Below are 26,045 nucleotides of genomic sequence, written 5' to 3'. Positions count from 1 at the left end.
TTAATACATAAGAAACAACCCTCTTGCATAGAGGGCTTTCTTGTTACTGACTATTCTTAATGAGTTTCTTTAAATGACGGATATTCTTTGTTAAGACAGAGCATTTTTGTAAAACTCCATCTTCTGTATGAAGGGACAATTCTTTTGATTCACAGAATGGACATTCCTTCTCTTCTTCTCCATGTTGGTAAAAATGAAACACATTCTTCCCTTTTATGAAGTAGCGATTAGTAGAGTAAGTTTCATAAAGATAGACTGTATTGCCCTCTTGGTTTTCAATGACAAAGCTATCATTAAAATCTTCTTGCTCCATAATATCTTCAAAATTATCGTCAATGTAGACTTCAATGGCTAAGTCTAAGATTTCATCTTTGGTAAATCCACATTCATGCAGAAAAGCGTGTTCTGTATCATCCGATTCTTTTTCTGCTTCAAACTCCTGACAGAACTCCATATCCGTTGTCCCACACATTGGACAAGGCTCAATTCTCGTTCCGTATTGAACCGTAGTGGCACGAACCAATTCCACCTTATGTTCTGGTTCATGATGAATTTCAAACTCTATTTCAAGAGCTTTATTAAACTCTTTATCTATATAAACAAGATAAGTCCATGTTTCAATGACTTCTCCTTCATTTTCAACATCTACAAAATCGTATTCGGAATGAACACTTGCGTTATGGCGTAGATTCAATCTATTCCCCTCCTTAGAAGTAGTATCTAAATTTTAAAACGGTTATTGACTTTAGTCAATGAAAATTGGGTTATATAAGAACGAAGAAAAGAGCCACGCTAAAACGTGACCCCTTCTTGTAATTACTTTTCACGATGAATGACTTCATTTAGTCTTTCTACCAGAGAAGTTCTTTCAGCACTTAAATAAAGAGCAGATACACGTTCTTGTGCTTTGCGAATATGCGTGTCATTACCTACTTTTTCAGCAAGATACACTTCTTTTTCCGCATGTTTTAACTCTTTTTCTGTATTGAAGTGATTCGTTACAGCGATTGCATTTAAGCGGTTTGTTAATGTTTCTTTATCAGTTGTACGTAATTTATCTACCAATAAAGAAGCCAAATACACATCTTCACCAGATTTTGTAGATTCTGCTTTTTCAACAAAGCCTGTAACAGAATTTACTTGTTTTTGATAGTTTATTGCCTCCTGAACTACTTGAAGTCTTTCAGTTAAATCCCCTCTTTTCCCTTCTGCCACAATGGAAAGAGCTTCATTTGCTTTGTCTACATCTTCTTGCTTCATAGATTTTTCTGCAATAGGAACAAGTAATTTTGCTCTTTCTAAGGCATTTGTTTCATCGACCATTAAAACATCAGGAACTCCCGCTTGTTTTTCTCTTGCGTAAAATTCTTGTACAAATTGATTAGTAATGTCTTTATCATGGATATAAAGCATATTCTCGTCATTGGTAGAATCGCCATTAGCAGACCAGTTTGTAGAACCAACAACTACTGTTGGGTCACTATCGGTATCTGCATCGATTAACATCGTTTTTGCATGAAGTTTTCTTACTTCATTGTCTTTGTAAACAGGAGCAGGATTCGCCCAACGTGTATTCGGGTTATTCTTGCTTCCAGTCATTGTCTTGCCCCACATATCAATATTTGCTGACCAATACTGATTAATGAAGCTCTTATCAAATAAACCTTTAATTTCAAAGCCTGTACGAACGCCTACTTGGTCTTCGTATGAACCCTCATATTTGTATTTTAATTCATCTACTAATCCTTGGTCTGACCAAGAGAAAATCGTGAAAAATACACGTTCATCAGCATCTTCTTTAACGGTATCTGTTAATTTTTGAAGTGCTCCATCACCAGGAGAGAAATATACTTCTACTAATTTCCCACCAATATATAAAGATTTTTGTGTATTATCTGTTTTTCTCGAATGGAAGTTTGATTTTTTAATATCAGGTGTTTCAGTAGAGCTTCCATACATTTCTTCAAACTCTGTCTTATAAATAGAAGCTAATTCACTTGAATTAATTTCAACAGAATGATTTTGATTTCCGTCTAAAATATTTTTCTCCATGTTTTCTTCTGAACCATATACACCTGTTATCGTATAGTTCCAAGTACCAGTAGATACCCAACTATTGTCGATAATCACAAATTTATTGTGCATTTGGTCAGCAGGGCTGTAATATCCACCACCAGAGGTTGTTTTCACTTCCCCATCTGCAATTAAATGACCAGTTACGTTCTTTGTGCTAATTTTTAAAGTTTTTTCAGAAATATCTTCTGCAGTTTCAGGCAGTCCCATTGATTTACGCTCTGTTGGGTCTGTTACTGCAAAGATTGGAGAATCAGCGATTACATGAACGTCATCATCTGTTCCAATGATATTGTCATGACCTCTTACTAATTTTTCTACATTCAAACGCATAGTGTCATATCTACCGTCATCTTCCTCTGCTCCACCGTCTGGTTTTGCATCTGCTACCATACGAACTTGAACGCCTTCCGATGCTTTGTCCATAAGAGCATCAACCAAATTTGGTAAATTGATTTCATACGTAGCAATGTCAATGGTATCTGTTGCTTCATTAATACGATTAATTAATTGTTGCTCTAAATTCACACTTTGGTTCGCTTCATTACCAGGATAAGCATATTCCGTCATAGCAGTTTTATTAAAATAAACATTAATTGCTCCTTCTTCATCAGATACACGTAAAGGGTCTTTAGCAACATTTCGATTCTCAAATCCACCATTTTCTGATAGGGTTTCTGCCTTTACACTTAATACATTAAAAGGGATAGTCGTAACAGTCATAGCAACTATCATGGCAACACTTAATTGTTTTTTTCGATTTTTATTATTCAACTTATTCTTCCTCACTTTCTATATCTTTCGTCACTTTTTTACAGTGCTTTATATAATAGAAAGAGAGGAACTTATGTATAAGAGGCAATACGCAGGAATACGCTTACAAGTGACAAATATATACTTTTGGATATGATTAAGTCGTGTCGAACACAAAAAAAGAGAGAACCATAAATGTTCTCTCATTTTTCTTACTCTAATTCAGATTTTAATTCTTTTTTTGTTTGATAAAAGGAAAAAGCATGTAAGTCTTTTTCAATTTCTTTTATCTCATAAGAACTGACCTTCCCCATTATCATGTCTGGATGAAGCTCCAAACTCTTCACGAAAAATTGCTTTAACCGATTTTGCTCTTTTTTGTAAAGCAATGCAGTGATAATTTGATTAAACAACTTCTCTATCTGCAGTTCAGTTCGTCTCTCATAATAAGAATAAAAGATACTCTTTGTTTGTATGAGATACATAGCAACAAATCGCTTTCGCCTGTGACTTCCTTTGAAATTCTGTATGATTTGCTCAAATGGTTCATTATCAAACAAGTGAGCATGAAGCTCTTGAATGTATTCTTGAAACAACTTTTTGACCACTGTCATCAAACCACCTCTTTTAATGAAAAATAACGGTTGAAATACCTCCATTTATGACCAAATTCCATATCTTCTGCAGATAATTCTTCAGCCAATTTTGTTAGTAATGACATATCGACTTCTTCCATTATACCTGTGTCTTCAATGTCTCTCAAATCGTCTTCACTTAATCTACCAATTTTAGATAGAACCAAGTCTTCATGACTAAGTAAATACAAATCTAACACTTCAAACTTACCTTTTAGTTTTACTAATCGTTCTTTGTAAGACTTAGGAAGTTTTGTTACTTCTGAAGCAGAGTTGTTGATACTGAATGATTCCAAGAACTGTAATACATCGTGGTTCATTTCAGTAATCGTATCAATATCCAACGTAAATTTGTTACTAAAGCCCTTCAATAAGAAAGAAGCTCCCCCTGTAATAACAAATGATAGTTTGTCCATGTCTGGAAAAACCGTTGACATATATTGGTCTGCAAACTTTAAATTTTCTAATACTTCTTTACGACTGTTCATGATTATCTCTCCTAATAAATAAAATCTGTCCTGTAATATATAAAAAACTGCTAAAAAATGATAAAAAATCACCTATTTATTTTCTGATGTTTTATCATACGCTTTTGGCTCTTGATGTATAAGAAACAACTCATTTACCTGAAATTAATGGAGAAAAAAATTGAATATAATAGAAGATAATGAAAAGAAAATAGGCATACTGGAAAGTATCTTTATTTAAAGGGAGAGAGTGTTTCGATGCAAAATCAGCCACCCTACATTCAAGTAGTAAAAGAGATAGGACAAAACAATCCGAAGGTATTTAAAGAAGAAAAGGTTTACGCTGGAATTGATGAAGTAGGTGTCAGCAGTATCGCTGGTTCATTGGTTTGTTCTGTGGTGATTTTACCAGCAAACCATACGATTTCACGATTGCCGATTGACAGTAAAGTGCTTCATGATAACAGCATCACAGAAATGGCACAAGAAATTGAAAAACAAGCTCTTTATTATGCAATTTTGGCTGTTTCTCCGCAGGATGTGGACAAACAAGTACAGAAAAAGGGAATGTTAAAATTACAGAAGATAATATGGAGAAAGGCAATAGAAACCGTTAGGCAATGGTTTCCTGATATTCCAATTGTATTAGATGGAAAGCATACGGTGAATGACATGCGTTTTATTAGTCCCATAATAGGAGCAGATAGAACTCATGATGCAGTATCCGCTTCTGCTATTCTTTCTAAATATTGGTGTGACGAAGAGCTTCGAGAAGAAGGAAAGAAGTATCCTCATTATTTGTTAGCCAAACATAAAGGATATCCTACGACTGAACATCTGGATAAGATACGTCAATATGGAACAACCTCTTTTCATCGACCAATGATGACGGAAAAGGCATTAGAGAAACCGCAGGATATACGAACTTTTACCTTATCTGATATGGAAAAATCATTGAGAAAAGCGGGAGAATATCTAAAAGAAGATAGTTCTTTAGCAAATGAATCTACTCTTCCCTTTTTAAGACAAATGTGGAAGCAAGTGATTCAGCAAAAAACACTTCCTTCTGAAAAACAACAGCGTTTTACTATGAACGTATGTAGAGAAGTGATAAAGAATCAAAAAAGAAAGACAAAGAAGCAGACATCTTAATGGTGTTTGCTTTTCTTTTTATCATAGCGTAAAAACCAAAAAAGCCCTCAAATAATATGAGGACTTTCTGGATTAAACCGCTAATGCTTCTTCGGTAATTTGCTTAATATCTACCATTGAGTTTGATTTCTCTTCTAACATTTCTGGTAAAATGTTATTTAAGAAATACTCTACGCTGTAAAGAGGAATATTTTTAATTTTGATAATGGCTTTGCGGTAAATATTGACGAATACTTCATCTGTATTTCCACGTTGGATTTCAGCATATGATTCATACAATTGGTCGAGCTTATCAGCCAATTCTAAAATCATTCCTTCAGTCGAACCATCTTTTCCTTCTTTCAGTTTTTCATGATAAATCGCTTGGAACTCTTCAGGAAATTCTTCTTTAACAAAAGTTTCCGTCATGCCTTCCTCCACCTTCGCAATCATTTCACGCAATTCTGGTGAAGCGTATTTGACAGGTGTCTTAATATCCCCAATAAAAATTTCAGGATAGTCATGATTTAATGCTTTTTCATAAAGTGATTTCCAATCAATTGTAGCTCCGTTTTTCGCTTCAACTTCACCAAAAAATTGTGCATATTGCGTAACTTTCCAAGAGTGACTTGCTACATTGTGCTGTTCAAATTGAAATTCTCCAGGACAACGATACATTCTCTCTAATTTTGATAAACTTTTAAAATATGTGTGTACTCCCATTGTTCAATTCCTACCTTCTCAAATATGTTTTTAAATAAACTCCTTAATATATATAAAGAATGTTATATTCTATGCGATTTATATGGCTCTCATAATTTTTAAGGGTCACAATAGGCAATGAAAACACTTTCATTTCATCCAATAAAAAAACCTTCCTTTTATTGAGGAAGGTCTTGGTCTTTATTTTGACTGGAATCATTTTTAGGTGGAAAAAGATTAGATAGAAAATAAATAAATATGAATGCTTGTGTAACGGATAATCCAATTATGGCATAAACACCTTCTATGTTTGTAATGTTAGAACGATAATAAAACATGATGCCAAAATAGACGACATTAATTAAAATATAAAGAATAAATAATGTAATACCAGTAGGTTTAAATTCCTTCATTTCTTCATCTTTTAAATCTACTAATGAAAGTATGTCAAAAAAACAAATAATGACCAATATAAAAGATAGTATAGATGGAATCCATCCTGTTTGTGTTATACCAATGTTTTCAAAGTTTGATAAGGTTACTATAATTAGTTGCGGAAAAATTAGCAGAAACTTAAAATCATACATATATTTTTATCAACTCCTTTTAATTTATTATGTTTCAAACTTACTTTCTTTGATAGATAAGGATGGTTTTATAAGGTTCTATGTACAGAGATTACCCTTCCCCAAGGATAATCTTTGTGAAATCAATAATTGGATATACCTATTAACCTATTAGAATTGCTCTTTACTTGAGAAGTTGTGAAACTTTCCTGTATGAAGAAGGACAGCACCCATAGATGCTACATATAGAGTTAGGAAAATACCATATGCTTCATAACCTGTATGGGTTAAAGCAAATGCAACAACATATGCTATAAAAGATAAAAGTTGCCAAAGCACTCTTTTAAACCTTCCCTCTATTTCCTCATGGAATATTTGTTCACTAAACAAAATGGAGAATATTTTTATACCAAGGATAAAAGGTAAATTACCTGTTAATCCCCAAGCAATATAGATAAGAAAGAATTCCCCTCCCATCCATACATACTCTGCTTTTTCTTTCATAATATTCATTAATTTTTTCAAATGAATCGCTCCTCTCTTAAAGTAGATTAAGAGAAAACAAAAAAGGAGCAATTCTTCACCCTCACAGGAATGAATAAATCACTCCCATTCGGGAAACTACCTTATATAAAACGAATATCCTATTGATTTCTTTATATAATGAGAGTAAACTAATTTTAGCAAATTGTTTATTCTCTAAGTTCTTAACCTTTGATAAGTCACATCTATGTGTTCCCTATTTTTTGTTTTCATACAAAAATTATAGGGTAAAATTAGAGAAATATTCCATGTAACCTGTTCCCCGACAGGTTGCATATACATAAAAAAGACCTTCTTTTTTGAGAGGGTCTTTTTATTTTGGGCGAATCGTAATTTGATTGCGATACGTTGGACTGTAGAGATGATGAACGGTTTGCAAAAAAAAAGAACCCTTTCCCTAAAGAAAAGGTTCTTTGCTTACTTAGATATACGTTTTTTTCATTTCACGTACAATATGAATGTTCTCTTCCATGATAGCCCCTGTATAAACATAGCAAGTGCTAAAAGAAATTTTTTGATTTTCTTCATTGTATGTGCCATCTGCATTAAGCTCAATGGCTACAATGGTGTTTTGATACGAACTCGTTCGATGTCCAACAGTTGTTTGTGGAAACTGTTCTTCTACGGATAGTACCAAATATTCTTTTTCACTTCGGTTTTCATCAATGGAAGGTTCTCCATTCGCATATTGTTCATGATTATAGTATTTCAAATAGATATAGTTATCCTCATAATCACCTACTTTAATGATTTGGTCTCTCCCCATGTTCCCTCTCACAAAGAATGATGACTGAACGACTTGACCCTCTTTTAATTTTGTACCCATTTTATCTCTCTCCTTTTATTCAGCGAATGGTTTATGGATTTACTACAATAAACTCCTAACCTATTAATCCTCTAATTCTTGCATTGGGAATCCTCTTTTGATAAAGTCCTTAAATTCCTCTAATTTAGATACCGAACAAAGTTTGTTGTACATTAATCGCATATCCTGTTTTGTTAAGTTTGTTTGGAAATAACTATTTACTCGATTCAATAGCCTTGTAGCTGATGTATCATCTAAACCTTTACCAATCGGGCGACAAAGAGCATATACAACATACGTTTTTACGTCTTCCATGTCCTTGCAACGACCAATTCCTACATAGGTATTGGTTGGTTCGTCAATAATCAGTTCATCAAATCGGTTAATTAAATCCACCTTAAATTCTTTCATAAATTGCATTACTTCATTGTAATTTAGTGATTCAGCCATTTTAAATCAATCCTCCGCTACGTTTTTATCTTGAAATGTTTTTAATCAACGAATTATTTTAACCAGCCTAATTTCACAGCATAATACCTTGCTTTTTCAACATGAAACGCATAAAGCGTCTGATATTTTACTCCAAAATATCTCTCGGCAAGTTGTTGGTGTCGTTTATTTCTCCATTGGTAATACCATTTCATATAAAAGCACTCCTATTCCTATTAAATTGATTATTTGATTCCTAATTTAGAGCAGATATCCATTTCATCAAATGGCATAAGTTCATTCATTCTCCATGAAGCACTGTTGAGTAACCAAGAAAATGTTTGCTTTACCATATTGAAGTAAAAAAGAACATCGACATGTAATTCATGATTGGTTTGACCTTTCAACATATCTTCGTAAGAAATTCTATCTGTATTTGGCTTTAAATGTACTTCCCCTAACCAGTGACCAATCTGTTTAAATCGTTCTTGTTGATTCATAGGTTTTGAGAAAACAACTGCCATATACAAACGATTTTTTTCTACACGCTTATCCATGCAATACACCTTATCTTCTCCTTTAATAATCGGAGTTGAATATAATACTGGTCGGTTTGCATATTCCGAAAAAGCAAAGGTCTTTTCATCTTCAAAACATTCTCGTAAAATAGCATTTAGCTTCTCACGATGTTTTTCTTGAAATTCTCCATTAATAAATCGTTCATGAGAAAGATAATCTAAGGCTAACAAAAGTGTTTTTAATACATTAAACAAGCCCTTATCTATCATTTCTTCTTCCACTAATTGAGGGAACTTTTGAATGAGTTCTTCAATATAGGAAAACAGCAAAGAGCGTTCATGTTGTGGATATGGAGAAAGCAAATGAACCTCTGAATGTAAATACGGAAGCCATTCTTTTTCCACTTCTAATGTCACTTCTTCACCCATTCGTGGGGTATGATTCAGCCTTAATAAATGATGTCCATTCTTAAATCTTTCTTTGATTTCCTCTTGTATTCTTTCCATTTTTTTCACCTGTCCTTTTATGTAGTCTTGCTACTCCTTATATATAAAACCTTTTATATTGTAGAGAAATAATCCCTGCTCCATAACTCTCCATCTTCATCTCTCTTTAAAATCGTTATAATTCGACAAAAAAACCTTATCATAAAAAGAATGATTTATTTTTAATCTATAAAGGAGGTTTACCAATTGAAAAAAGGAAAAAAAACATATTCAAAATCTGTCAATATCGGATGTCTTGCTATGATTTCTATTGGAATGATTGGCTCAATTATCCCTTTTCCTTCTTTTGCTACAGATGTAAATACGACCTCTGAACGAACCAAAGTGATAGGAACATTTGAAGCAACAATAGTAGATGTTCGAGTTCCTGCTATGACTACGTTTATTTATAATTCAAATACAGCAACAATGGTCTCACAAAATATACCTATTGATAATCAAACGAACGCACCTATCTATGCAAAAATGAAAGAGATTAATGTATCCGATACCTCTTCATGGAAACCTTCATTGGTTTCTCCTGACACTCATTCTGCTGAAGGCTGGAACAACTTAACACAATCTCAATCGTCAGAAAAGGTGGCTCTTGGATTGTTTGCTTTAGAAGGTGATAATTGGCTATATGACGTAGAAACGACACCTATATGGAGTGTCTATAGCGGAGATAAAACAAAGATAGGTACAATCAAGAATCATGGTTTAGTGGAAGCAAAACCTACGTTAAAAGCTGGTACGTCTCTTCCGACAGAACAAGTATTAACAACAAACTATATTTTTGAATTTGGTTTAGAGGAAGGAACAATTGAAACAGATGACAGCAAAGAGTTTACCATTGATATAAATAAGGATGTTCAGGTAAATTCTAATGGCTCTTTTTCATTCGATAATTCCTCTTGGACTTATAATGGGGATAGAGCTAAAGTTTTAACAAGTGATGGAGCATTTTTTGTTGGTGGTAAGGGAGTATCAGGCAATTACTCTCACCCATTAACCGAAACTACTGCTACCTTTGAATTAGATGTGAAGGCTATGGGTAACGATGGATACAGAGGGTTTAACAGTATGATGCTCATTCGTACTGGAAATACAGGATTAAGTCTATCCTTCTATCCTGACCGAGTAGAATTGTATGATGATATTTTTGCAAGTCCTATTGTTACTCACAAATTGACTGGAAACCAATATCATACGTATCGAATTGTTAAAGATGAAAACAAAGGAACATTGTATATAGATGGTCAATTGATTAAAACATTTAACTTGCGTAACGGTTCTGGTTTTGGACAATATCTATTCAATTTCGGAGATGGCACGTCAAATGGTGGAAGTTTAGCGGATACTTATTATAAGAATATCCGTATTGCTCCTGGTAAAGCCTTATATTTGAATTGATTTTTAAAAAGGAGAGGTTCATCCCTCTTCTTTTTTTATGCGTATCCAGCTTTTTATACTTTTTTAAAATTAGTAATCTCCTTTCTTTTTGTATAGAATATAAGGTTTTAAAAAACAAAGGCGTAATCATTTACATATTTGGAGGCTGATTTTTATGAACATCAAAAAAGGGACAATTGCAAAAGTAGCAGTATTAAATTCAGAGGTGAAACAGTGGGGATTTAACCTTAAAGATTTAGAAGGTCAAATCATGGTAATTGAAGATATGAACGAAACAGAAGTCGTACTTTTAAACCAAGATTACAATGTCAAAGTGAAATTAGCAGATATTTCATTAGGTTCTGCTCGTTTAAATTCAGACGTAAGAACAAAATTAAAAGAACTGTACAATACTAAGATAGAAATGGAAAAGGTAAAGAAACAAATCAAAGAATTAGAAAATAAGACATGGGAACTTAGAAAAGGATTTGAAAATCAAGAATCCGAACTACGTGACTTGATTTCTACGGTTAATAATAATAACGTGACTCGTATCACAACGACTAACTACTATACTGTTGGAAATCATGACAAACATGTTGAATTAGGTATTGGCTTTGAACAATGTATTGCTAAATGGATTAATGAAAACAAATTTTCATTTATTATGCAAGAGTACGATAATAGTCTTCACATTTACGACAGTAAACAAGCGGTTAAACAATGTGCGTTAAACATTTCTGCTTATGCAACTGTTGTTGAAGCGATTAAGACCCTAACAAAAAGCATGAAAGGGTTAAAATTAAAAGGAATTGAAGATAAAGTTTCCATTGGGGATAAAAATACGTTATATGCTGGTAAGATTTTTGTTTTTGAAATTAAAAAAGGCTTACTTTTATCGGAATTAAAAGAGGTTTTTGCAAAAATTGATAAAGAAATTGCTAAAATTTCTCGTCATTTCCCTGATAAATTCTAACAAAGAAGCAGGACATTCTATTTTGATGTCCTGTTTTTATTTTACCTTAATTGCTGGTTTTTCATTTTACTATAACTATTTGTGACGGTCAGAATAGATTAAGAGGAACAAAAAGGTAGCCTTTCAGCTACCCATCTATTATTCTTTATTCTTTTTAGCTTCTTCTTCGTTCTTTTGTTGTTCTGCTTTTTCTTTTGCTATCCGTTCATTTTCTTCAGATAATTCCTTCATACGTTTATCTGCTTCTTCCATTTGTTTTGCATATTCTTCACGCTTTTGCTCTTCACTTGCATCTATATCCGTTAAAATCGTATTGTTTTGAAGTGTGTATGGTACAGGACTAATAAAGTAATCCCCTTTATGCTGATGTGGCAGTCCTGTTGGGTCAAACCAGAAGATATACTCCCCACTTGAACCATACGTACCCATTTCATCAGGAAGCTCTTCACTGGTTGAAGTGTTAGCGTTATACCCCTCTGTTGCTGTTAGTCGTTTATTTCCGCTTGTTACCTTCCCCTTAACAGGGAATCGACCAATAATCGTTCCTGCACTCATAGGGTAAATCCATTGAAGGGTATCCGAATCATTAGACACCAAAATACGTTGGCGAATATTTTCACGTTCCAAACTTTTTTCTACACTCGGCACTTTTGTTTGACTCATCAGCTTGTTTGCATTTTCTACTTTTTCATTTTGTTGCTTCTCAATTTCACTCACTTCCATACATCCTGTAAGCATCGTAGCAACCAGTGTAATTGGAATAATCCATTTCAGTCCTTTTTTCATTGTTATCCCCTATTCTTTATCATATTTTTTGTTAAATAGCTTGTTTGTTTATCATTCGTTCATTTATATCCCATATTGTTTCAAGGGGTATCTCTTTTTTAGAAACAATCCCTTCTCTTGTGAACAAAATTTGATGTTCTTCCACTATGAATTGTTCACTCTCAAATTCAAAGAGTTTATAGCCATTCTCATGCAACTCAAAAGCATCCAAATCACTAAACCAGTGCCTCATAAGTTCTTTGCTATGACAACCACTGAACCACTTTAAACCGCCATTGGAATACCTATCATCGAAATCCATTGGTAAATGTTTTGATTTCCCTTCTGATAGGTTCACAATGAATGGATTGTAATTTCCATTGATGTCGTACCACATTCCATTCATCGTATTTTCATTTTCAATTCGATAAATTTTCATCATTGTATGTAGCTCCCTTTGTTTTTCCTTAATAGCCATTTTGATTTTTGTATAACTCTTTGTGACGGACAGAATCAATCAATAGGGATTTTTAAAAGTGGCTTTTAGACCACTTTTGTTTACTCCTCTATTTTTTGAATGTCCCAAATACCCTGTATCATTTCAATGGAATCATTCCATTCTGCTTTCATTTTATAGTGACCTTTTTCTTTTGGAAGTTTCACCTTGTCACAATGGAATCCTTCAAAATCAACTAACCAACTTCCGTCAAAGCCAAAATTCAGCTTTTTCCCTGTTGGATGATGATAAAATGCGATGACTTGTGAATCTTCTTCTGTATCTGCTACCACAATTTCTAATACAATCGTTGTACAGTCAAAACTCATAGATGCCCCACTCCTTATTTAACAAACTCTTTTAATCGGTCTACATACAAGTCAATTCCAGAAATAAATTCAGCCAATATCCGATGGGCTTTTTCCTGGTCTTTCTCATTCCACTCTTCTGAAATGACAACAGCAAATGGAACATCGTCTCCATAATGGTCTTTCGGTGCATAAACATAATAATTCGCATCTGTTGCTTCTAATGTATCTTCCTGATAACCATTCACCCATAGATTATATTTTTCTTTGGTTAAATATCCTTTTCCATAACACCAAGTCATAAAGGTTAGTTCGTGCAAATTAAACCCTTGGTCTAAGAAAGATTCTCCTGCTCTTTGTTCAAAATTTACAATTTCTTGATAGATTTCTTCTTGGTTCATACCTTTCACACAGCCTCTCTCACCTATTTAATTCTTTTTTTGAACGAAATCGTTTTTTGTAATTTCCTTGTGACGGACACAATTGAATAATAGGAATCAATTACTTCATTACGATTACTTTCAATTTAACAAACCCTTGGTCACGACTAAAATCTATCACTTCAAACTGAATTGACTCTATCTCTTTTAATCGAAATGTGTAACCTATTTTTGCTGGATGAAAAGAACTGTAAGTCTTATCATATTGTGATTGTTCAAAAGATAACGTATCTTCTCCTATAAACCCATTAAATACGTAATCTACATAACCATCAGATACAATTTCATCTTCTGTATGTAAAACGACCTCTTTAGGATAATTAATCTCTTCGTTTGAAGAATGTGTATCTTCTTTAATAGGCTCTTTTGCTTCCGCACACCCAAACAACAAAGTTGATACTATGGAGATAGTGCCGATTAACATTATTGTTTTTTTCACATTCAGCTCTCCTTTTTTAATTCTTTTTCTATACTTTAATCATAATCGTGTTATAGACTATTGTCAATGAAATATGATGTATTTTATCTCCGCTTTTTTAATAATGTAATGAACAAAAAAGACACCTTGTTTTAGGTGTCTAATTGTTCATTACACGAATAAAGACTCTTTCTTTTCTTCGTTTTTTGTTAATTGAGCTAATGTCTTTACTTGAAAATCCTTATCTACGTAAACGACATGTTTTTCATTGAACTGTCTTGGAGATGTTAGTCCAGCAGAAGCAGATAATGTAAACAATTCTTCACGAAGCGTTGTGATATAATTCGTTACTCGATAGCGTTTTTCTTCTACAACTAACGCCTTTTGTAATTTTGGATTAGTTGTTGCAACCCCAACTGGACAGTCATTAGAATGACATTTTTGTGCTCCAATACATCCTACTGAAATCATTAATCCCCTTGCGATTTGAACAATATCCGCTCCCATTGATAGAGCAACTGCTATTCTATCAGGAGAGAATAGTTTACCACTTGCAATAAGGGTTACTTTTTCACGAATACCATATTTTTTTAATACTCGTTGAGCAATCATTAAGGCTGGTTTTATTGGAAGTCCTACAGAATCTGCCATAGATTGATAGGTTGCTCCTGTACCGCCTTCTCCCCCATCAATGGTGATAAAGTCAGGGTGGCGATTTGTTTTTGCCATATATTCTGCAAATTCTTCAAATGTTTCTTCACTACCAATCACAATTTTTACTCCAACTGGTTTTCCGCTTTCCAATCGAATTTTTTCAACGAAGTCGAAAAGACTTGGCATATCATTAAATTCTTCAAATCGGTTAGGAGAATCAATCGTTTTGTATGGTTCAACCCCACGAATTTCAGCGATTTCAGGTGTAACCTTTGAACCTTCAATATGTCCACCACGAATTTTTGCACCTTGACCTAATTTTATTTCAAAGGCTTTGATTTGAGGAATGTTTGCTTTTTTACGAAGTTCTTCCCAAGAGAATGAACCATCAGCATTTCGGAATCCAAACTTGGCAGGACCTATCTGGGCGATAATATCTGCTCCACCCTCTAAATGGTGAGGAGATATACCACCTTCTCCTGTATTCATATATGTTCCAGCGTCTTTTAATCCATAAGATAAAGAACGGATAGCGTGGTCTCCTAATGCACCGTAACTCATACCTGACATAGCGACAGGGCTTTTTAATACATATGGGTATTCACATGTATCTTTCCCAATAACAATTGCATCTTTATCTATATACTTCCAAGGTTTCAATGTAGCCTCTTCCATATGTTCTTTTCGACCAAAAAAAGTATCTTCGTCTGTAATATATTTTTTTGTTTCAGTCATGGTGTTATTGTCTGCTTCTAAATCCGTAATTTGTTTAGCAAAGAACGCATTTCGGATATAAAATCCTGGTTTATCGAAATCACGTTTACTTCCAAACGCTATAATAGTTTTTGCATATTTCGCTGATTTAACAATAGATTGGAAGTCCAATCGTGAAAATGGTTTTCCTTCATGGTCTCCCTCAAAGAAATATTGTTTTAGTTCAGGGCTTAAATGCTCGGCTAAATAGCGGATACGTGCAAAGACAGGAAAAGTTCTACGAACGGAATGTTGCTCTTGTGTCAAATCCTGTTTCCTAATAATAAAAAATAAAGCGATTCCAAAAATAAGAATAACAACCAGTAAGAGTAATAAGAATGATACTCCGTATAAGACCAAGTTGTGTAAGTTCATGTCTCCTCTGTTTCCTCTCTTTTTAAAGTTAATGACTACATTCAAAGATTACCATATACATTGACTATAATCAATGATAATTGTCTAAAAAATCGCTAAATCTTATCTATTTCCCCTATTTTTATATATAAAAAAGAGAAGGAATAAACCCCTCTCCTTTTTATGCTCTATTCAGTAAATACAGAGCTTAATGATTTAAATATTGTAACTGATTCATTGATTTGTTCTTTTGCTGTATTCGTTAGCTCTTCACCTTTTTCAATTCCAGTTGCAACCGTATTGTTTGTATTCATGGCTAATTCTAATCCACTTACAAATGTATCATGTTTGTCTTGCATATCTGCAGGAACATTTATAGTTGTTGCTTCTGAATGGATTTTCTCTATCGCCTCTTTATTTGTATAGAAATCTTCTTTCCACTCTGCTGTTCCATACTGCAAAGGATTTTGATATAAGGTATATAAGCTGAGAGATGCATCGGCACTTTGAACAACTAATTTACTCATGGTTGCCATATACTCAACCTTTGTTTTTCCTTCTTCTACTTTGTTTGCAACATCTTGGACACATCCTGTTAAACTGAATACCATTAGTAGCAATGCTACGATAAAAAATGACTTCTTCATGGTGTAGCCTCCTGTTTTTTATGATTACTTCTTATCATACTATAAATATTGACTATAAACAACGTGTTTTGACATATATTATTTACCCAAACAAAAAAGCCTCTCTTAATGAGTAGGCTCTAATGTTTGGCAATAAATAGTGAAAGGTAAAAGAAAGTCTTCTTCTAACTCCTCACCATTTACTACTGATTCTTCATATTGTTTGTAAAGAGTGGAATTAAACTCCGCTCCCATTTTACTCCAAAAAGGAATTGCTGGAACAACAGATTCCCCCCAAATTTCTTCTTTATCAGGGAGTTCTTTTAGAAATTCAATAAATTCCCTTCCATGACCCTTTCCTTTATCCATGCTCTCTACCATCTTGATACAAATATCTTCTTCAGTGATTCTGATTTCACCTATCATGGTTACAATATCATCTACTAAAAAGACAAAAGGTTCAGGATAGTATTTCATTTTTTCTTCCATTTCAGGGACAGTTTTTTTGATTTCTTCATAATTTGTTAATAACAGCATTTTCTTCATAGGTATCTTCCCTTTCTTTATACAGACATTCAAATAGAAACCCTTTTTTATTTCTTTTTACATTGTATGCAAATTCTCAAGTATCCAATAAAAATGTAGAAAAAGGGGCTTCCCAATAGAGAAGTCCCTTTGCAAAATTCCTATTATTTATAAGACATTTTAAGTAAAGAATTAGATAACTTTAAAAATTCTTCTTTTTGTTCTTTATCTAAAAAGTCTGCTTGTGCAGATTCACGACTAACTGGTTTCGCCCAATAAAAGCCTACCTTCGATACATAATTTAGATATTCTTCTTTTGCTAACCCTGTCGCCCCATGCTTTTGTTTTAACAAAATGTCTGTTGTTGTATCAATAATGACCCATTTACCAGTAGATGTTTGTACCTGGTTATAAAAATGGTCATCTGATTCAATCATTTTGACTGGAATACCACTTGCATGTGCCAATTCATAAAATAATCGTGAAAAGCCATTACAAGCCAATTTTCCATTATACGCATTTCCAATCATCATCTTTTTATAAGAAGATGCTCCATATTGAAATTGTTCGTAAATGTAGTTATATACCATATGAATCTTAACATCCTGCGGTAAATTCTTTATCCCTAAAGCAAAATCATTCGCAAATAATTGAATACCCTTTTCAATTTGTTTTGCTGAATATTTGTCATTAGAATTATCTTTTAATACATACGTATTTTTGATTCCTTTTTTTAAGGAATAAGAAGCTAACGTGTGTAAATTCGTCTGTTGAGATGGAGTTCCGATTAATTGATACTCGTCATACCATAGTTTCAATGTTTTTTCAGGAACACTTGATTCAAACGTAATTTGAGTTGGAAGTTCCTTATGCATCATATCTACCATTTTATTAAAAGTAGCTTGATTGCTTACTCCTTTGACCACACGATTATCTGCTTGTTTCTTTACTGTCTTCATGTAACTCTCCATTTTAGAGTATGGAGCTACATAAATCTCCTTTTGAACGTCTTTCACGTCATATTGAGTATTGTTTGTTAAGTCGTTATTGATAGCATTTGCACTAAGAGGTTGGAACAAACCTGTTAATAACCCCACTGATAATGCCATTCCTACTAATCTTCCTTTTTTCATAAAAAAATCTCTCCCTTTTTAAGATTAAAAACAATCGTAATCGTTATTTAGACTATAGTCAATTAATAAGTACAAAGAAAGCCTCTTATGGATAGAGGCATTTTCGTTATTTTCTTCTCCAGACATAAACATCTGCATGAGTTTTCAAAATAGGTACATATTCTCTCTTTAAATAAAATCCACGCCTTTTCAACATTCCTTGCAATATAGGACTTAATACATTTGGAAAGCGAATTTGAGCATATGCTTCTTTTAAACTGTCAATATACGCTCCTGCTGTACCATTTCCTTGTTTTTCAGAAAATAGTGTTGGGATATAAACTCCTTTATGACCAGTGTCAATCAAATGACCTTTAATTCCTGGTGCAAGTCGTTTCATTTCTCCAAATGAATAATATGGATTGTCCCAAGCTAACTTTGATACCATTGGCATAATTTTCTCTCCTTATCCTTCGATTAACTCTAATGCTTCTTTATTTGCTACTGAAAACAATTTGTACTTTTGACGAAACACAACAGAATGTGTAATCATAAAGGTACTGATTTCTTCATGCCAACCTTGTTCATTCACTCCTATTACAATCAATATGCCATCTTTATTTGGCTTTACATAAACACCTTTTGCAAAATCATCGCCACGAATAAATCCTTCCCCTTTCAAGCATTTTTCAATTGCTTCTTGAAATGTTAGTGTGTAGTTGTCCTTTTTCATCTTTCATCCTCCTAAATATAAAGAAAAATTCTTTTCCTCATTTATTCGATACCTTTTATTATATTGACTTTATTCAAACTAAATAATATCATCTACTATAAACGATATATAAAGAAGGGATAGATGTTTTTGAAAGACACTCAATATGTATTGGAAACCGCTCAAAATACTTTTATTCAAATGGATGTGACAGGAGAAAAAACATTATTGGTCTATGAAACAAACGAATATATTTATGGACAAATATTTGACTCCGAAAAAGAAGTCAATGATTATATCGAACTCTTTAATACAGGGAAATCGAGTAATCCACATCTGGCAAAAGGGTGGAATATTATCATTGAACAATATTTATTGCCTGTTAGAAGACGAACATTAATAACAGAACTTTTATAGTAAAGGAGGATTTATTTTGCTAACCTTTAAACAACGAATGTTGATATTTTTACCTATTTTCATTATCGCTCTTGCAGGGATATACCTACTTCCAACACCCTATAATCAATTTGTGAGTTTTGGTGCTCTTTGTACCTACTGGACAATCATTTTGATATTTGATAAACGATATGAAAAGAAGAAAAAAGAACAGAATCATGACCCGAAGAGATAGAGCAGGATACCATTCTTGCTCTTTTTTTCTTATAAAAAGAGGGAAACTATCTATGATGATAAAAGTAACAACAAATCAGGATAAAAATACTTTTACTTATTAAAGGAGAGATTTACATGAATCCAGCAGTAACAGATGGTGAAAAATCAATCATGGACAAAGTGTTACCGCTACAAGGTAAACACATTTTTACCAAGAATCTTGGTGATGGTGAAATCAATATGGTAACACGAAAAAATGATTTGTCAGGGATTTACGTTTACTTCCACTCCAATTTGGATGGCGAAATTAAACTTGATGGGGAAGAGTTTTTAGAAGAAATCGAAGAAGTAAAAGAAATTCAAGACTAAAGAAAAGGTGGAATCATTTATGAATATTATGACTGGTCAATACAAGGATGTAACAAAAGCATTTGGATTTATACCAAAAGAAAATTGTTCAATTGTTTTTGAGGGTGGAAGTGATAACGGAGAATCATTCAATGGTTCATTCTTGGTTAGAATTAAAAGAAAAGGTGTTTACCGCTTTGATGATGGAAAAATGATAAAGCGAGTAAAATAAGATATGGAAAATATCGTTTTAGATTTATATACTCAGGTTCTTCAAGTATTAGGGTCTGGTGAAGAATTAATCGATGAATGTGAAGCGACTACTTGCTATACCATTGCTTCTCTCTATAAGCAATATAGAGATAATCTCTATAAGGTAGAAGGAACTTTTAATGGTAACGGTCATTTCTGGTGTGAACTCAATGGAGAAATTATTGATTTGTCCGTTGAGCAATTCGATGTTGATTTTCAATATCTGCTTACGAAAGAACGAAAACATTTATATGTTTCAAACAATAAGAAACAAGTGAATCAAGAAATCATAGAAGATTCTATTCATATCGCTGAAATCAGTGGTTTTTATATAGAATGATTTATGTACGGAATAAGAGCTATCTACTATGGCTCTTATTCTTTTTTGTTTTACGCCCATTTTACAATGGAATCGCTCACGTTTAGATAAATGTCCTTTTTTAAATTATGAAATCATAGAGAACTATCTATAATCTATTAAGTGACAAAAAATAGGAATTTCTTTATGAAATATCAATAGGAGGCTAAGATATGTAGATTTGTGCAGTTCTTGTTTTTAGGTATATAGATTAACAGGTTTTTTGACATTTTTATTTAGGTGACAGGATTTTTTTTATTTAACAAACAGGTGAGAACTTATATTTAGGAGGATTTTATTTATGGAATGGATTTTAGTAATTGGACTTTTTGTAGCCTTTTTAATGACAACAAATGTAGGTACATGGATTCGTTTTACATTGCATTATGCAGTGAAGTTTAAAAAGTTAGAAGGTATTGATGTGGTTAATATGGATGGAAGTAAAGCACGTTTTATTATGCTTCTTGGTTCTTTAACACTTTTACCCGATAACGTATTAGAATTAATGAAGGAAAAGAAAGTTTTAATTCTTTACAGCAAAAGTAGAGAAGGCTTTATTGAAGGAAACTACTCAGGGTTATTTAACGGTGAAGAAAACTACATTTTTGTATGGGATGATGGTTTACGTGGCAATTGGGGTTGGCAAGTAACTACATTGATACATGAAGTAGGTCATTTTGTTGATTATTTCGTGGGTGGTCGCAATCGTTTCTTAAGTTGCATTGATGTTAGCCTTCACAATATTTATGATGGGGAGCATAAATATTATGAGCGTTACGCAAACGGAACGTATTACACAAGCAATATTCGTGAATATTTCGCACAAAGTTTTGCTGAATACTTTTTGGTAACTGGATTTAAACAACAATGTCCAGATACAGCTTCTTATATCGAAACGGTGTTAAACAAAATTTCATAACATATTTAAAAGAAGAAGATAGTTGAGGGAGCTGTCTTCTTTTTTTTCATAAATAAAAGCCAGAAATTATTTTCTGACTTTACGAAAGGTGTTGCTTCTATGTTGTATCTATATCTTTTCACTTATTTTCTAATTTCATTCAGTGGTTGTACATAAATTTTCTTTCTTTCTCATAATAGTGTAATAAGAATAAATAAAGGAGTTCTTGGTATTGAAACATTACAATTACATTTTATTTAATCAAGAAAAAATCCCTCTCTTTTCTAAACAAGCCATTTCTCAACCGTTAATTGAAAAAAGTATTGTCATGGGGATGAATGGAGTTGAAGATGAAGAGGTTATACAACGTATGCGTTAAATGAATGCAGTCTATGTAGAGACAGAAAAAGATATGTTTTATATTTTTATATATGATTCAAGCGGAAAATGCTGTCGTTTGCAAGTGTTTCCTTCTATTATCGGACATATTGTTCAACACATAAAAGAAAAAGAGGGATAAAATCATCACCCCCCTTTTTTTCGTTCTTATTTAATTTTTAACCATTTTACCAATAATGGAATCGTTGTTCCTTGAACTAATAAGGAAAACATGACATTGCTAAATGTTAAAGACAAAAGCAAGTCTCTTCCAGCAAAGTCAGGGGATATACTCAAAATTAAAGCAATAGATAAAGAACCTTTTAATCCACCCCAAGACATAATGGTTTTCCATGAATTAGGCACAGTTTTATCAAATAATAGACTGATAAATACTGCAACAAATCGGGATAACACAACAATAATGATACTTCCTGCGATAACTCCCCATTTCCCTTCAAATCCAATACGTGAAATCTCTAAACCAATCATTAAGAAAATAACCGCATTGGCGATAAATGCAATAGATTCCCAAAATGAATCTATTTTATCTAATGTGTTTTCGGACATTCCGATTTTCTTTCCATAGTTCCCTAAAATGAGACCAGCTACTACCACCGCAATTACACCTGATAAGTGATAGTGTTCTGCCGTTACATAAGCTCCATAAAAGACTACAATGGATAAGCCAATTTCAATTAAATGATGGTCAATTTTGCTGGTTAGTCGGGAAGAAAGGAATCCAAACACTACCCCAACAATTAAACCTCCTGCTACAACTTTTAAAAACTCTAATGCTCCATGAGATACACCAGAAAGAGTAACAACAGTGGTTACTAAAGCTATTTTATAGAGTACCACTGCAACTCCATCATTCGCCAAACTTTCTCCTTCAACAATAACCGATAATCGCTTATTTAATCCCATTGATTTGAAGATACTTAGAACTGATACAGGGTCAGTTGCAGACATTAATGCTCCAAAAATCAGTGCATGTTGCAATGGTAAATCAAGTACAAAATAAGTCAATGCGGAAACGAGAAGGAAAGTTAAAAATGTACCTATAAATGCTAAGAGTAGAATAGGTTTCTTGTTTTCCTTTAGTTCATGAAAAGGGAGTTTTAAGGAAGCATCACCTAATAATGCTGATAAAAATAACAAGATAATTGTATCTTTAAACACTTTATCGTTTGTGATAAACCCTTTCACTTCTTCCAATGATTCTATTGGAAGTAACCCTAACACTAATCCAGCAATAACCAATAATGTTGGGTATGGTTGCTTTACTTTTTCTGCTATAAAAGCCACTCCGACTGCTATTGCAAATAGAATAATACAAATATGAAGCATGGCTACACTCCTTTTATTTCTTTATGTTTTAATATTACCTGAATTTAATGTCTTTTTCAATTCTTTAAAGTCAATAAAATATATAATTTTGTATATTGTCAATTTAGATAAATAAAATAAGCCAGAATTTCTCCTGACTTACTTACTTTAATTATTTTTCACTTTCTTTTCCATTGTTCAATGGTAATCGTGTAATATACATATTGGACAAACTCTAATGGTTTTAACCCCATTAATTCCACTCTTAATGTTTTTTCAAGGCATGAATCCTTAAATCCTGGAAGAATCGGAGTGTGAATAAAGAAATACATTTCTTCTTTGAGTTTTTCGACTTGGGGAGAATACAATCCCTTTTGGAACAACTCGTTTACCGCTTCTTCTACTAAATGACTGGCATTATCCGCAAAAGGATTGTCCTCATAAGCATTTTCGTGAAAATATTGGTTTAAAAAATCAAACATCAATGGATATTGTTTAACGACTTGTTCCACTTTCATACCTCCTTTTATTTGGTTGCTGTATTCTATGCAAATAAAGAAAAACCACAACAAAACCAGTGTTGGAGGGGGTTTAACAACAAAAAAAGCCAGAGAGAAAAATCCCTCTGACTGAAATTTATAGTATGGCTTCATTCAAAAAATTAGGATATTTCTGTATATACGCTAAAATTATTTCCTTCACTTTATTTAACAAAAATTCATTTTGTACTTTGTTTTTAAAATCCTCTTCATGATTCCATTTCTCTTCTTCTTTTCTTACATTTCGATACAAATAATTGCAAGATATAATCTCATGTTCCTTTAATGTTGCTTGAATAATATCTTTATTTATGTAGACGTTAAAGGATAGTGTCTTTTGAAATGTATTTTTGTGCAAAAATTGAACTTGATTTTCCACAATCATCGAAACCCAATTTTGGTGACTTTCTTGATAAGAAGCAATTTTTTCATCGTACCAAGCATCAATATCGGGTTCATTTACTGTTTTATGATACCCTCTTTTCTTAACCACCTTATGTCCTTCTACTATCGAATGAAACTTTCTTTGAGGGTAATTCCATTCCGCAAACCAGTTCACTATTCCATAAGGTTTGTACCCTCTTGGAATCAGTATTTTTTTCACTAAATATTGTAACCACTCATGTCCTCTATAAGATTTTTCCTTTCTACTCCATATCAAACCCATTTTATCTTCAGTTACGACCCATATACCATATAAATCAGGCTGACCTCCTGGTGGAAAGTTAGGTTCTAATACATATTTATCTTCAAATTCATCACGTTCTTTTACATTGCTGAAAACAGGAAAGAAAAACTCCCCCTCAAAACCTATCTCTGATTTCTTTGCTACGCCATCTTTTTCTAATAATTGAGTGTTCCATATCATTCTTCTACTTTTAGCAAGGTTCATAATTAATTGATAGGTAGCATCATCAAAAGGTTTATCGACTTTCACAATTCCTTCATAAAAAATATTGTGTCCCAACTATACCTCTCCTTTTTGTTCAAATCTTTTCCTTTCTCTTGTTTTTATTTTATCATTATCTCTTCTATTAGGGCTGTCTAACACTTTAAATATATCAATTTTTGTTTTATAAAAAGACCTCTCTCTAATGCTTCAACGGTTAATCCATCCCAAAGAGAAATAAAAAAAGAATCTAACAAAAGATTCTTTTGACTTCTTATTCTTTATATAGCATTACCCTTTGTTTCTTTTTTATGTTCATACATACGCTTATCTGCTGTTTTATACAAAGATTCTATTGTTTTCCCATCGTAAGGATAAGTAGCCACTCCACCACTAACATCAATATTATGTAACTGTAGATAGTCATTTTTCAGGATAGATTGGCGACAACGATTTAAGACTAATTCAGCATCTATTTCGGTGGCATGATGTAAGAGAATAATAAATTCATCTCCACCATATCTTCCTACCTTATCTCCTACTCTAACACTTTTTTGAAGCGTTTTCGCAATTTCTTGTAATACTTCATTTGCTCCTTCGTGTCCCAACTGATTATTGACTTGTTTAAAATGATTAATGTCAATAAAGATAATCGAGAAGTGTTTATCTCTTTTACCCGAAGAATTTTTCTCTTCTATAAATAAACGGTCTATGTATCGTTTCGTAAAAGTTTGGGTTAAATGGTCAATATGGCTAAAATGCAACAGTCGTTTTATCATAAAATAAAAACCAAACAACAGAAACCCCATTCCTAAAGAATCTAATGTGGATATAATAGGATTTAAAGAGATAGAAGTAAAAAAGAAATACGAAATAATATTTAAGAGTAAACTTACAGCGTGAAAAGAAATGCCTACTCCAATTAATTTAAATTTATCTGTATAAAAATATTGATTAAAAAGGCGATAGAGAAAATAACTAACCACTACTTCTATGACCAGAAGGACACTATCTATCCATAGGCTGTACTGAAGAATTACGCTCACTAAAAACTCCTCCCGATTTCCATATTTTTCATCCTTATTATAAAGGAAAGATAAGGAAATCACAATAAAACCATTGACTTCATTCAATAGAAATAGGAGAAATTATTATTTTAAGATGATAACTAAGAACTGGATAATGGAATTATCATATAATTTTGATAAATATTATAAGTTAATTCTTCGATATGTTTCCCTCTTATTTCATCAAAAGATAAACACATTTTTTCTTGATTTTTATGACAGAAAATCCATTCTTTCTTATCTAAATCTAAAATAATCTCATAAACTTTTTCTTCTTCTGAAACTTCAGCTATATAATCACCAAAAGGCTCAAGGCAAAGAAAATCATTTAATTCTTGAATATGTTTTGGTTTGTCATGATAAAAGGCTTTTATCCATTCTCTTCCTTTTACATACTCTTTTATATGATGGTAAGCAATCCTTTCTATATCTTCAATGGCTACTTTTCGATTTTTCCCAATATAGTTTAAAACATAAATCGTTCCATCTGGAAAAGAGAACAATTCTAAGGCAAGTTCCAACTTTTCCTCTAATTCTATATCAGAATGAGTTTGTACAAATCGCAAAAGAATAGGAATATTATCAAAAAGCAATGAACTATTTTGGAGTTTGACATAATTTCCTTTTTTCACATTTCCTTTTTGAATAGAAAATTGAATCATATCCTACACACCTCTCTCTTATTCAGTATAAGACAAATAAAGAGATGATTAAACGACAAAAACAAAACCTTGCT

The 26,045-nt window shown here is 32.7% G+C and carries 37 protein-coding genes; 10 read left to right on the top strand and 27 right to left on the bottom strand.

The features are described 5' to 3' along the window. Positions 1 to 43: 43 nt before the first annotated feature. The 4 genes from CVD28_RS02070 to CVD28_RS02055 all read right to left on the bottom strand — a co-directional run bounded on the left by CVD28_RS02070 (position 44) and on the right by CVD28_RS02055 (position 3,949). A complete protein-coding gene (locus CVD28_RS02070) occupies positions 44 to 694 on the bottom strand; it encodes a hypothetical protein (RefSeq protein WP_101590689.1) in 651 nt (216 codons plus the stop codon). A 122-nt stretch (positions 695 to 816) separates the two neighbouring features. Then, positions 817 to 2,847 carry a phospholipase D-like domain-containing protein gene (locus CVD28_RS02065; RefSeq protein ID WP_257985726.1) on the bottom strand — a complete coding sequence of 677 codons (2,031 nt, stop codon included), beginning with the start codon at positions 2,845 to 2,847 and terminating at the stop codon, positions 817 to 819. Positions 2,848 to 3,038: 191 nt separating this feature from the next. Next, a complete protein-coding gene (locus CVD28_RS02060; protein ID WP_101590687.1) occupies positions 3,039 to 3,440 on the bottom strand; it encodes a hypothetical protein in 402 nt (133 codons plus the stop codon). Next, a complete protein-coding gene (locus CVD28_RS02055; RefSeq protein WP_101590686.1) occupies positions 3,440 to 3,949 on the bottom strand; it encodes a DUF6036 family nucleotidyltransferase in 510 nt (169 codons plus the stop codon). The genes CVD28_RS02060 and CVD28_RS02055 overlap by 1 nt, the downstream gene beginning before the upstream one ends. Positions 3,950 to 4,186: 237 nt before the next feature. Here CVD28_RS02055 and CVD28_RS02050 point away from each other — a divergent pair, with 237 nt between their 5' ends. Continuing rightward, a complete protein-coding gene (locus CVD28_RS02050; RefSeq protein WP_101590684.1) occupies positions 4,187 to 5,080 on the top strand; it encodes a hypothetical protein in 894 nt (297 codons plus the stop codon). A 72-nt stretch (positions 5,081 to 5,152) separates the two neighbouring features. On the opposite strand, the gene CVD28_RS02045 is transcribed toward CVD28_RS02050, so the two are convergent. The 7 genes from CVD28_RS02045 to CVD28_RS02020 all read right to left on the bottom strand — a co-directional run bounded on the left by CVD28_RS02045 (position 5,153) and on the right by CVD28_RS02020 (position 9,129). Beyond that, positions 5,153 to 5,782 carry a YfbR-like 5'-deoxynucleotidase gene (locus tag CVD28_RS02045; RefSeq protein WP_101590682.1) on the bottom strand — a complete coding sequence of 210 codons (630 nt, stop codon included), beginning with the start codon at positions 5,780 to 5,782 and terminating at the stop codon, positions 5,153 to 5,155. Between the two features lie 158 nt (positions 5,783 to 5,940). Further along, positions 5,941 to 6,348 carry a hypothetical protein gene (locus CVD28_RS02040; protein ID WP_101590681.1) on the bottom strand — a complete coding sequence of 136 codons (408 nt, stop codon included), beginning with the start codon at positions 6,346 to 6,348 and terminating at the stop codon, positions 5,941 to 5,943. Positions 6,349 to 6,498: 150 nt separating this feature from the next. Next, a complete protein-coding gene (locus CVD28_RS02035; RefSeq protein WP_101590679.1) occupies positions 6,499 to 6,852 on the bottom strand; it encodes a hypothetical protein in 354 nt (117 codons plus the stop codon). A 439-nt stretch (positions 6,853 to 7,291) separates the two neighbouring features. Further along, positions 7,292 to 7,696, bottom strand: a complete 405-nt coding sequence (locus CVD28_RS02030; RefSeq protein ID WP_101590677.1) for a hypothetical protein — start codon at positions 7,694 to 7,696, stop codon at positions 7,292 to 7,294. A gap of 63 nt (positions 7,697 to 7,759) precedes the next feature. Continuing rightward, positions 7,760 to 8,125 carry a hypothetical protein gene (locus tag CVD28_RS02025; RefSeq protein ID WP_101590675.1) on the bottom strand — a complete coding sequence of 122 codons (366 nt, stop codon included), beginning with the start codon at positions 8,123 to 8,125 and terminating at the stop codon, positions 7,760 to 7,762. Between the two features lie 53 nt (positions 8,126 to 8,178). Beyond that, the gene (locus CVD28_RS27740) at positions 8,179 to 8,319 is read right to left on the bottom strand and encodes a hypothetical protein (RefSeq protein ID WP_180953849.1); all 141 of its coding nucleotides are present in this window, start codon (positions 8,317 to 8,319) and stop codon (positions 8,179 to 8,181) included. Between the two features lie 30 nt (positions 8,320 to 8,349). Continuing rightward, entirely contained in the window at positions 8,350 to 9,129 is a 780-nt protein-coding gene (locus tag CVD28_RS02020; protein WP_101590674.1) for a hypothetical protein, read from the bottom strand. Between the two features lie 186 nt (positions 9,130 to 9,315). Between CVD28_RS02020 and CVD28_RS02015 the strand changes: the two genes are divergently transcribed. Continuing rightward, positions 9,316 to 10,521, top strand: coding sequence for a hypothetical protein (locus tag CVD28_RS02015; protein WP_101590672.1), 1,206 nt, complete (start codon positions 9,316 to 9,318; stop codon positions 10,519 to 10,521). 154 nt (positions 10,522 to 10,675) lie between these two features. After that, the gene (locus CVD28_RS02010; RefSeq protein WP_101590671.1) at positions 10,676 to 11,476 is read left to right on the top strand and encodes a hypothetical protein; all 801 of its coding nucleotides are present in this window, start codon (positions 10,676 to 10,678) and stop codon (positions 11,474 to 11,476) included. A gap of 138 nt (positions 11,477 to 11,614) precedes the next feature. Here the strand turns inward: CVD28_RS02010 and CVD28_RS02005 are convergent, their stop codons facing one another. From CVD28_RS02005 to CVD28_RS01955, 11 genes are all read right to left on the bottom strand, one after another. Further along, the gene (locus tag CVD28_RS02005) at positions 11,615 to 12,262 is read right to left on the bottom strand and encodes a hypothetical protein (RefSeq protein WP_101590669.1); all 648 of its coding nucleotides are present in this window, start codon (positions 12,260 to 12,262) and stop codon (positions 11,615 to 11,617) included. 31 nt (positions 12,263 to 12,293) lie between these two features. Continuing rightward, positions 12,294 to 12,683 carry a hypothetical protein gene (locus tag CVD28_RS02000; protein WP_101590667.1) on the bottom strand — a complete coding sequence of 130 codons (390 nt, stop codon included), beginning with the start codon at positions 12,681 to 12,683 and terminating at the stop codon, positions 12,294 to 12,296. A 116-nt stretch (positions 12,684 to 12,799) separates the two neighbouring features. Then, on the bottom strand, positions 12,800 to 13,066 hold the full coding sequence (locus CVD28_RS01995) for a hypothetical protein (RefSeq protein WP_101590665.1): 267 nt from the start codon (positions 13,064 to 13,066) through the stop codon (positions 12,800 to 12,802). Between the two features lie 14 nt (positions 13,067 to 13,080). After that, the gene (locus CVD28_RS01990; RefSeq protein ID WP_101590663.1) at positions 13,081 to 13,455 is read right to left on the bottom strand and encodes a hypothetical protein; all 375 of its coding nucleotides are present in this window, start codon (positions 13,453 to 13,455) and stop codon (positions 13,081 to 13,083) included. Between the two features lie 91 nt (positions 13,456 to 13,546). Further along, on the bottom strand, positions 13,547 to 13,924 hold the full coding sequence (locus CVD28_RS01985; RefSeq protein WP_101590661.1) for a hypothetical protein: 378 nt from the start codon (positions 13,922 to 13,924) through the stop codon (positions 13,547 to 13,549). A gap of 150 nt (positions 13,925 to 14,074) precedes the next feature. Next, the gene (locus tag CVD28_RS01980) at positions 14,075 to 15,685 is read right to left on the bottom strand and encodes an FMN-binding glutamate synthase family protein (RefSeq protein ID WP_101590660.1); all 1,611 of its coding nucleotides are present in this window, start codon (positions 15,683 to 15,685) and stop codon (positions 14,075 to 14,077) included. A gap of 167 nt (positions 15,686 to 15,852) precedes the next feature. Beyond that, positions 15,853 to 16,311 carry a hypothetical protein gene (locus CVD28_RS01975; RefSeq protein WP_101590658.1) on the bottom strand — a complete coding sequence of 153 codons (459 nt, stop codon included), beginning with the start codon at positions 16,309 to 16,311 and terminating at the stop codon, positions 15,853 to 15,855. 105 nt (positions 16,312 to 16,416) lie between these two features. Further along, positions 16,417 to 16,836 (bottom strand): hypothetical protein, encoded by a 420-nt coding sequence (locus tag CVD28_RS01970; RefSeq protein WP_101590656.1) that lies wholly within the window; start codon positions 16,834 to 16,836, stop codon positions 16,417 to 16,419. 143 nt (positions 16,837 to 16,979) lie between these two features. After that, positions 16,980 to 17,948 carry a transglutaminase domain-containing protein gene (locus tag CVD28_RS01965; RefSeq protein WP_101590653.1) on the bottom strand — a complete coding sequence of 323 codons (969 nt, stop codon included), beginning with the start codon at positions 17,946 to 17,948 and terminating at the stop codon, positions 16,980 to 16,982. 106 nt (positions 17,949 to 18,054) lie between these two features. Beyond that, positions 18,055 to 18,381 carry a hypothetical protein gene (locus CVD28_RS01960; protein ID WP_101590651.1) on the bottom strand — a complete coding sequence of 109 codons (327 nt, stop codon included), beginning with the start codon at positions 18,379 to 18,381 and terminating at the stop codon, positions 18,055 to 18,057. Between the two features lie 12 nt (positions 18,382 to 18,393). Continuing rightward, complete coding sequence (locus CVD28_RS01955) at positions 18,394 to 18,660, bottom strand: hypothetical protein (RefSeq protein WP_101590649.1); 267 nt, start codon at positions 18,658 to 18,660, stop codon at positions 18,394 to 18,396. 123 nt (positions 18,661 to 18,783) lie between these two features. Here CVD28_RS01955 and CVD28_RS01950 point away from each other — a divergent pair, with 123 nt between their 5' ends. From CVD28_RS01950 to CVD28_RS27735, 7 genes are all read left to right on the top strand, one after another. Further along, positions 18,784 to 19,056 (top strand): hypothetical protein, encoded by a 273-nt coding sequence (locus tag CVD28_RS01950; protein WP_101590647.1) that lies wholly within the window; start codon positions 18,784 to 18,786, stop codon positions 19,054 to 19,056. Positions 19,057 to 19,072: 16 nt separating this feature from the next. Then, positions 19,073 to 19,270, top strand: a complete 198-nt coding sequence (locus tag CVD28_RS01945; RefSeq protein ID WP_101590645.1) for a hypothetical protein — start codon at positions 19,073 to 19,075, stop codon at positions 19,268 to 19,270. Between the two features lie 116 nt (positions 19,271 to 19,386). Then, positions 19,387 to 19,620 (top strand): hypothetical protein, encoded by a 234-nt coding sequence (locus CVD28_RS01940; protein ID WP_101590643.1) that lies wholly within the window; start codon positions 19,387 to 19,389, stop codon positions 19,618 to 19,620. Between the two features lie 19 nt (positions 19,621 to 19,639). Continuing rightward, positions 19,640 to 19,831 carry a hypothetical protein gene (locus tag CVD28_RS01935; RefSeq protein ID WP_101590641.1) on the top strand — a complete coding sequence of 64 codons (192 nt, stop codon included), beginning with the start codon at positions 19,640 to 19,642 and terminating at the stop codon, positions 19,829 to 19,831. A gap of 3 nt (positions 19,832 to 19,834) precedes the next feature. Further along, positions 19,835 to 20,191 carry a hypothetical protein gene (locus CVD28_RS01930; protein WP_101590638.1) on the top strand — a complete coding sequence of 119 codons (357 nt, stop codon included), beginning with the start codon at positions 19,835 to 19,837 and terminating at the stop codon, positions 20,189 to 20,191. A 319-nt stretch (positions 20,192 to 20,510) separates the two neighbouring features. Then, the gene (locus CVD28_RS01925) at positions 20,511 to 21,128 is read left to right on the top strand and encodes an anthrax toxin lethal factor-related metalloendopeptidase (RefSeq protein WP_101590637.1); all 618 of its coding nucleotides are present in this window, start codon (positions 20,511 to 20,513) and stop codon (positions 21,126 to 21,128) included. 211 nt (positions 21,129 to 21,339) lie between these two features. Next, positions 21,340 to 21,486, top strand: coding sequence for a hypothetical protein (locus tag CVD28_RS27735; RefSeq protein WP_180953847.1), 147 nt, complete (start codon positions 21,340 to 21,342; stop codon positions 21,484 to 21,486). Between the two features lie 167 nt (positions 21,487 to 21,653). On the opposite strand, the gene CVD28_RS01920 is transcribed toward CVD28_RS27735, so the two are convergent. The 5 genes from CVD28_RS01920 to CVD28_RS01900 form a co-directional block, all read right to left on the bottom strand. Then, entirely contained in the window at positions 21,654 to 22,835 is a 1,182-nt protein-coding gene (locus CVD28_RS01920; protein ID WP_101590636.1) for a cation:proton antiporter, read from the bottom strand. 158 nt (positions 22,836 to 22,993) lie between these two features. Next, positions 22,994 to 23,326 carry a hypothetical protein gene (locus tag CVD28_RS01915; protein ID WP_101590633.1) on the bottom strand — a complete coding sequence of 111 codons (333 nt, stop codon included), beginning with the start codon at positions 23,324 to 23,326 and terminating at the stop codon, positions 22,994 to 22,996. A gap of 124 nt (positions 23,327 to 23,450) precedes the next feature. Beyond that, positions 23,451 to 24,320: a hypothetical protein gene (locus tag CVD28_RS01910; RefSeq protein WP_101590631.1), complete on the bottom strand. Its 870-nt coding sequence runs from the start codon at positions 24,318 to 24,320 to the stop codon at positions 23,451 to 23,453. A 203-nt stretch (positions 24,321 to 24,523) separates the two neighbouring features. Further along, positions 24,524 to 25,288: a GGDEF domain-containing protein gene (locus CVD28_RS01905; RefSeq protein ID WP_101590629.1), complete on the bottom strand. Its 765-nt coding sequence runs from the start codon at positions 25,286 to 25,288 to the stop codon at positions 24,524 to 24,526. 122 nt (positions 25,289 to 25,410) lie between these two features. Beyond that, entirely contained in the window at positions 25,411 to 25,971 is a 561-nt protein-coding gene (locus CVD28_RS01900; protein WP_101590628.1) for a hypothetical protein, read from the bottom strand. Between the last annotated feature and the right edge of the window lie 74 nt (positions 25,972 to 26,045).

Source organism: Bacillus sp. M6-12 (genome assembly GCF_002860285.1).
GTDB lineage: Bacteria > Bacillota > Bacilli > Bacillales > DSM-1321 > Peribacillus.
The sequence above is the reverse complement of the archived record's forward strand: the minus strand, read 5'-3'. Positions and strand labels throughout refer to the sequence as shown.

What these genes read in the sequence shown, in the direction of transcription:
- CVD28_RS02060 (WP_101590687.1), bottom strand. Translation starts at nt 3,440, where the DNA reads ATGACAGTGGTCAAAAAGTTGTTTCAAGAATACATTCAAGAGCTTCAT.
- CVD28_RS02055 (WP_101590686.1), bottom strand. Translation starts at nt 3,949, where the DNA reads ATGAACAGTCGTAAAGAAGTATTAGAAAATTTAAAGTTTGCAGACCAA.
- CVD28_RS02050 (WP_101590684.1), top strand. Translation starts at nt 4,187, where the DNA reads ATGCAAAATCAGCCACCCTACATTCAAGTAGTAAAAGAGATAGGACAA.
- CVD28_RS02045 (WP_101590682.1), bottom strand. Translation starts at nt 5,782, where the DNA reads ATGGGAGTACACACATATTTTAAAAGTTTATCAAAATTAGAGAGAATG.
- CVD28_RS02040 (WP_101590681.1), bottom strand. Translation starts at nt 6,348, where the DNA reads ATGTATGATTTTAAGTTTCTGCTAATTTTTCCGCAACTAATTATAGTA.
- CVD28_RS02030 (WP_101590677.1), bottom strand. Translation starts at nt 7,696, where the DNA reads ATGGGTACAAAATTAAAAGAGGGTCAAGTCGTTCAGTCATCATTCTTT.
- CVD28_RS02025 (WP_101590675.1), bottom strand. Translation starts at nt 8,125, where the DNA reads ATGGCTGAATCACTAAATTACAATGAAGTAATGCAATTTATGAAAGAA.
- CVD28_RS27740 (WP_180953849.1), bottom strand. Translation starts at nt 8,319, where the DNA reads ATGAAATGGTATTACCAATGGAGAAATAAACGACACCAACAACTTGCC.
- CVD28_RS02020 (WP_101590674.1), bottom strand. Translation starts at nt 9,129, where the DNA reads ATGGAAAGAATACAAGAGGAAATCAAAGAAAGATTTAAGAATGGACAT.
- CVD28_RS02010 (WP_101590671.1), top strand. Translation starts at nt 10,676, where the DNA reads ATGAACATCAAAAAAGGGACAATTGCAAAAGTAGCAGTATTAAATTCA.
- CVD28_RS02005 (WP_101590669.1), bottom strand. Translation starts at nt 12,262, where the DNA reads ATGAAAAAAGGACTGAAATGGATTATTCCAATTACACTGGTTGCTACG.
- CVD28_RS02000 (WP_101590667.1), bottom strand. Translation starts at nt 12,683, where the DNA reads ATGATGAAAATTTATCGAATTGAAAATGAAAATACGATGAATGGAATG.
- CVD28_RS01995 (WP_101590665.1), bottom strand. Translation starts at nt 13,066, where the DNA reads ATGAGTTTTGACTGTACAACGATTGTATTAGAAATTGTGGTAGCAGAT.
- CVD28_RS01980 (WP_101590660.1), bottom strand. Translation starts at nt 15,685, where the DNA reads ATGAACTTACACAACTTGGTCTTATACGGAGTATCATTCTTATTACTC.
- CVD28_RS01975 (WP_101590658.1), bottom strand. Translation starts at nt 16,311, where the DNA reads ATGAAGAAGTCATTTTTTATCGTAGCATTGCTACTAATGGTATTCAGT.
- CVD28_RS01970 (WP_101590656.1), bottom strand. Translation starts at nt 16,836, where the DNA reads ATGAAGAAAATGCTGTTATTAACAAATTATGAAGAAATCAAAAAAACT.
- CVD28_RS01965 (WP_101590653.1), bottom strand. Translation starts at nt 17,948, where the DNA reads ATGAAAAAAGGAAGATTAGTAGGAATGGCATTATCAGTGGGGTTATTA.
- CVD28_RS01960 (WP_101590651.1), bottom strand. Translation starts at nt 18,381, where the DNA reads ATGCCAATGGTATCAAAGTTAGCTTGGGACAATCCATATTATTCATTT.
- CVD28_RS01955 (WP_101590649.1), bottom strand. Translation starts at nt 18,660, where the DNA reads ATGAAAAAGGACAACTACACACTAACATTTCAAGAAGCAATTGAAAAA.
- CVD28_RS01950 (WP_101590647.1), top strand. Translation starts at nt 18,784, where the DNA reads ATGTTTTTGAAAGACACTCAATATGTATTGGAAACCGCTCAAAATACT.
- CVD28_RS01940 (WP_101590643.1), top strand. Translation starts at nt 19,387, where the DNA reads ATGAATCCAGCAGTAACAGATGGTGAAAAATCAATCATGGACAAAGTG.
- CVD28_RS01935 (WP_101590641.1), top strand. Translation starts at nt 19,640, where the DNA reads ATGAATATTATGACTGGTCAATACAAGGATGTAACAAAAGCATTTGGA.
- CVD28_RS01930 (WP_101590638.1), top strand. Translation starts at nt 19,835, where the DNA reads ATGGAAAATATCGTTTTAGATTTATATACTCAGGTTCTTCAAGTATTA.
- CVD28_RS01925 (WP_101590637.1), top strand. Translation starts at nt 20,511, where the DNA reads ATGGAATGGATTTTAGTAATTGGACTTTTTGTAGCCTTTTTAATGACA.
- CVD28_RS01920 (WP_101590636.1), bottom strand. Translation starts at nt 22,835, where the DNA reads ATGCTTCATATTTGTATTATTCTATTTGCAATAGCAGTCGGAGTGGCT.
- CVD28_RS01900 (WP_101590628.1), bottom strand. Translation starts at nt 25,971, where the DNA reads ATGATTCAATTTTCTATTCAAAAAGGAAATGTGAAAAAAGGAAATTAT.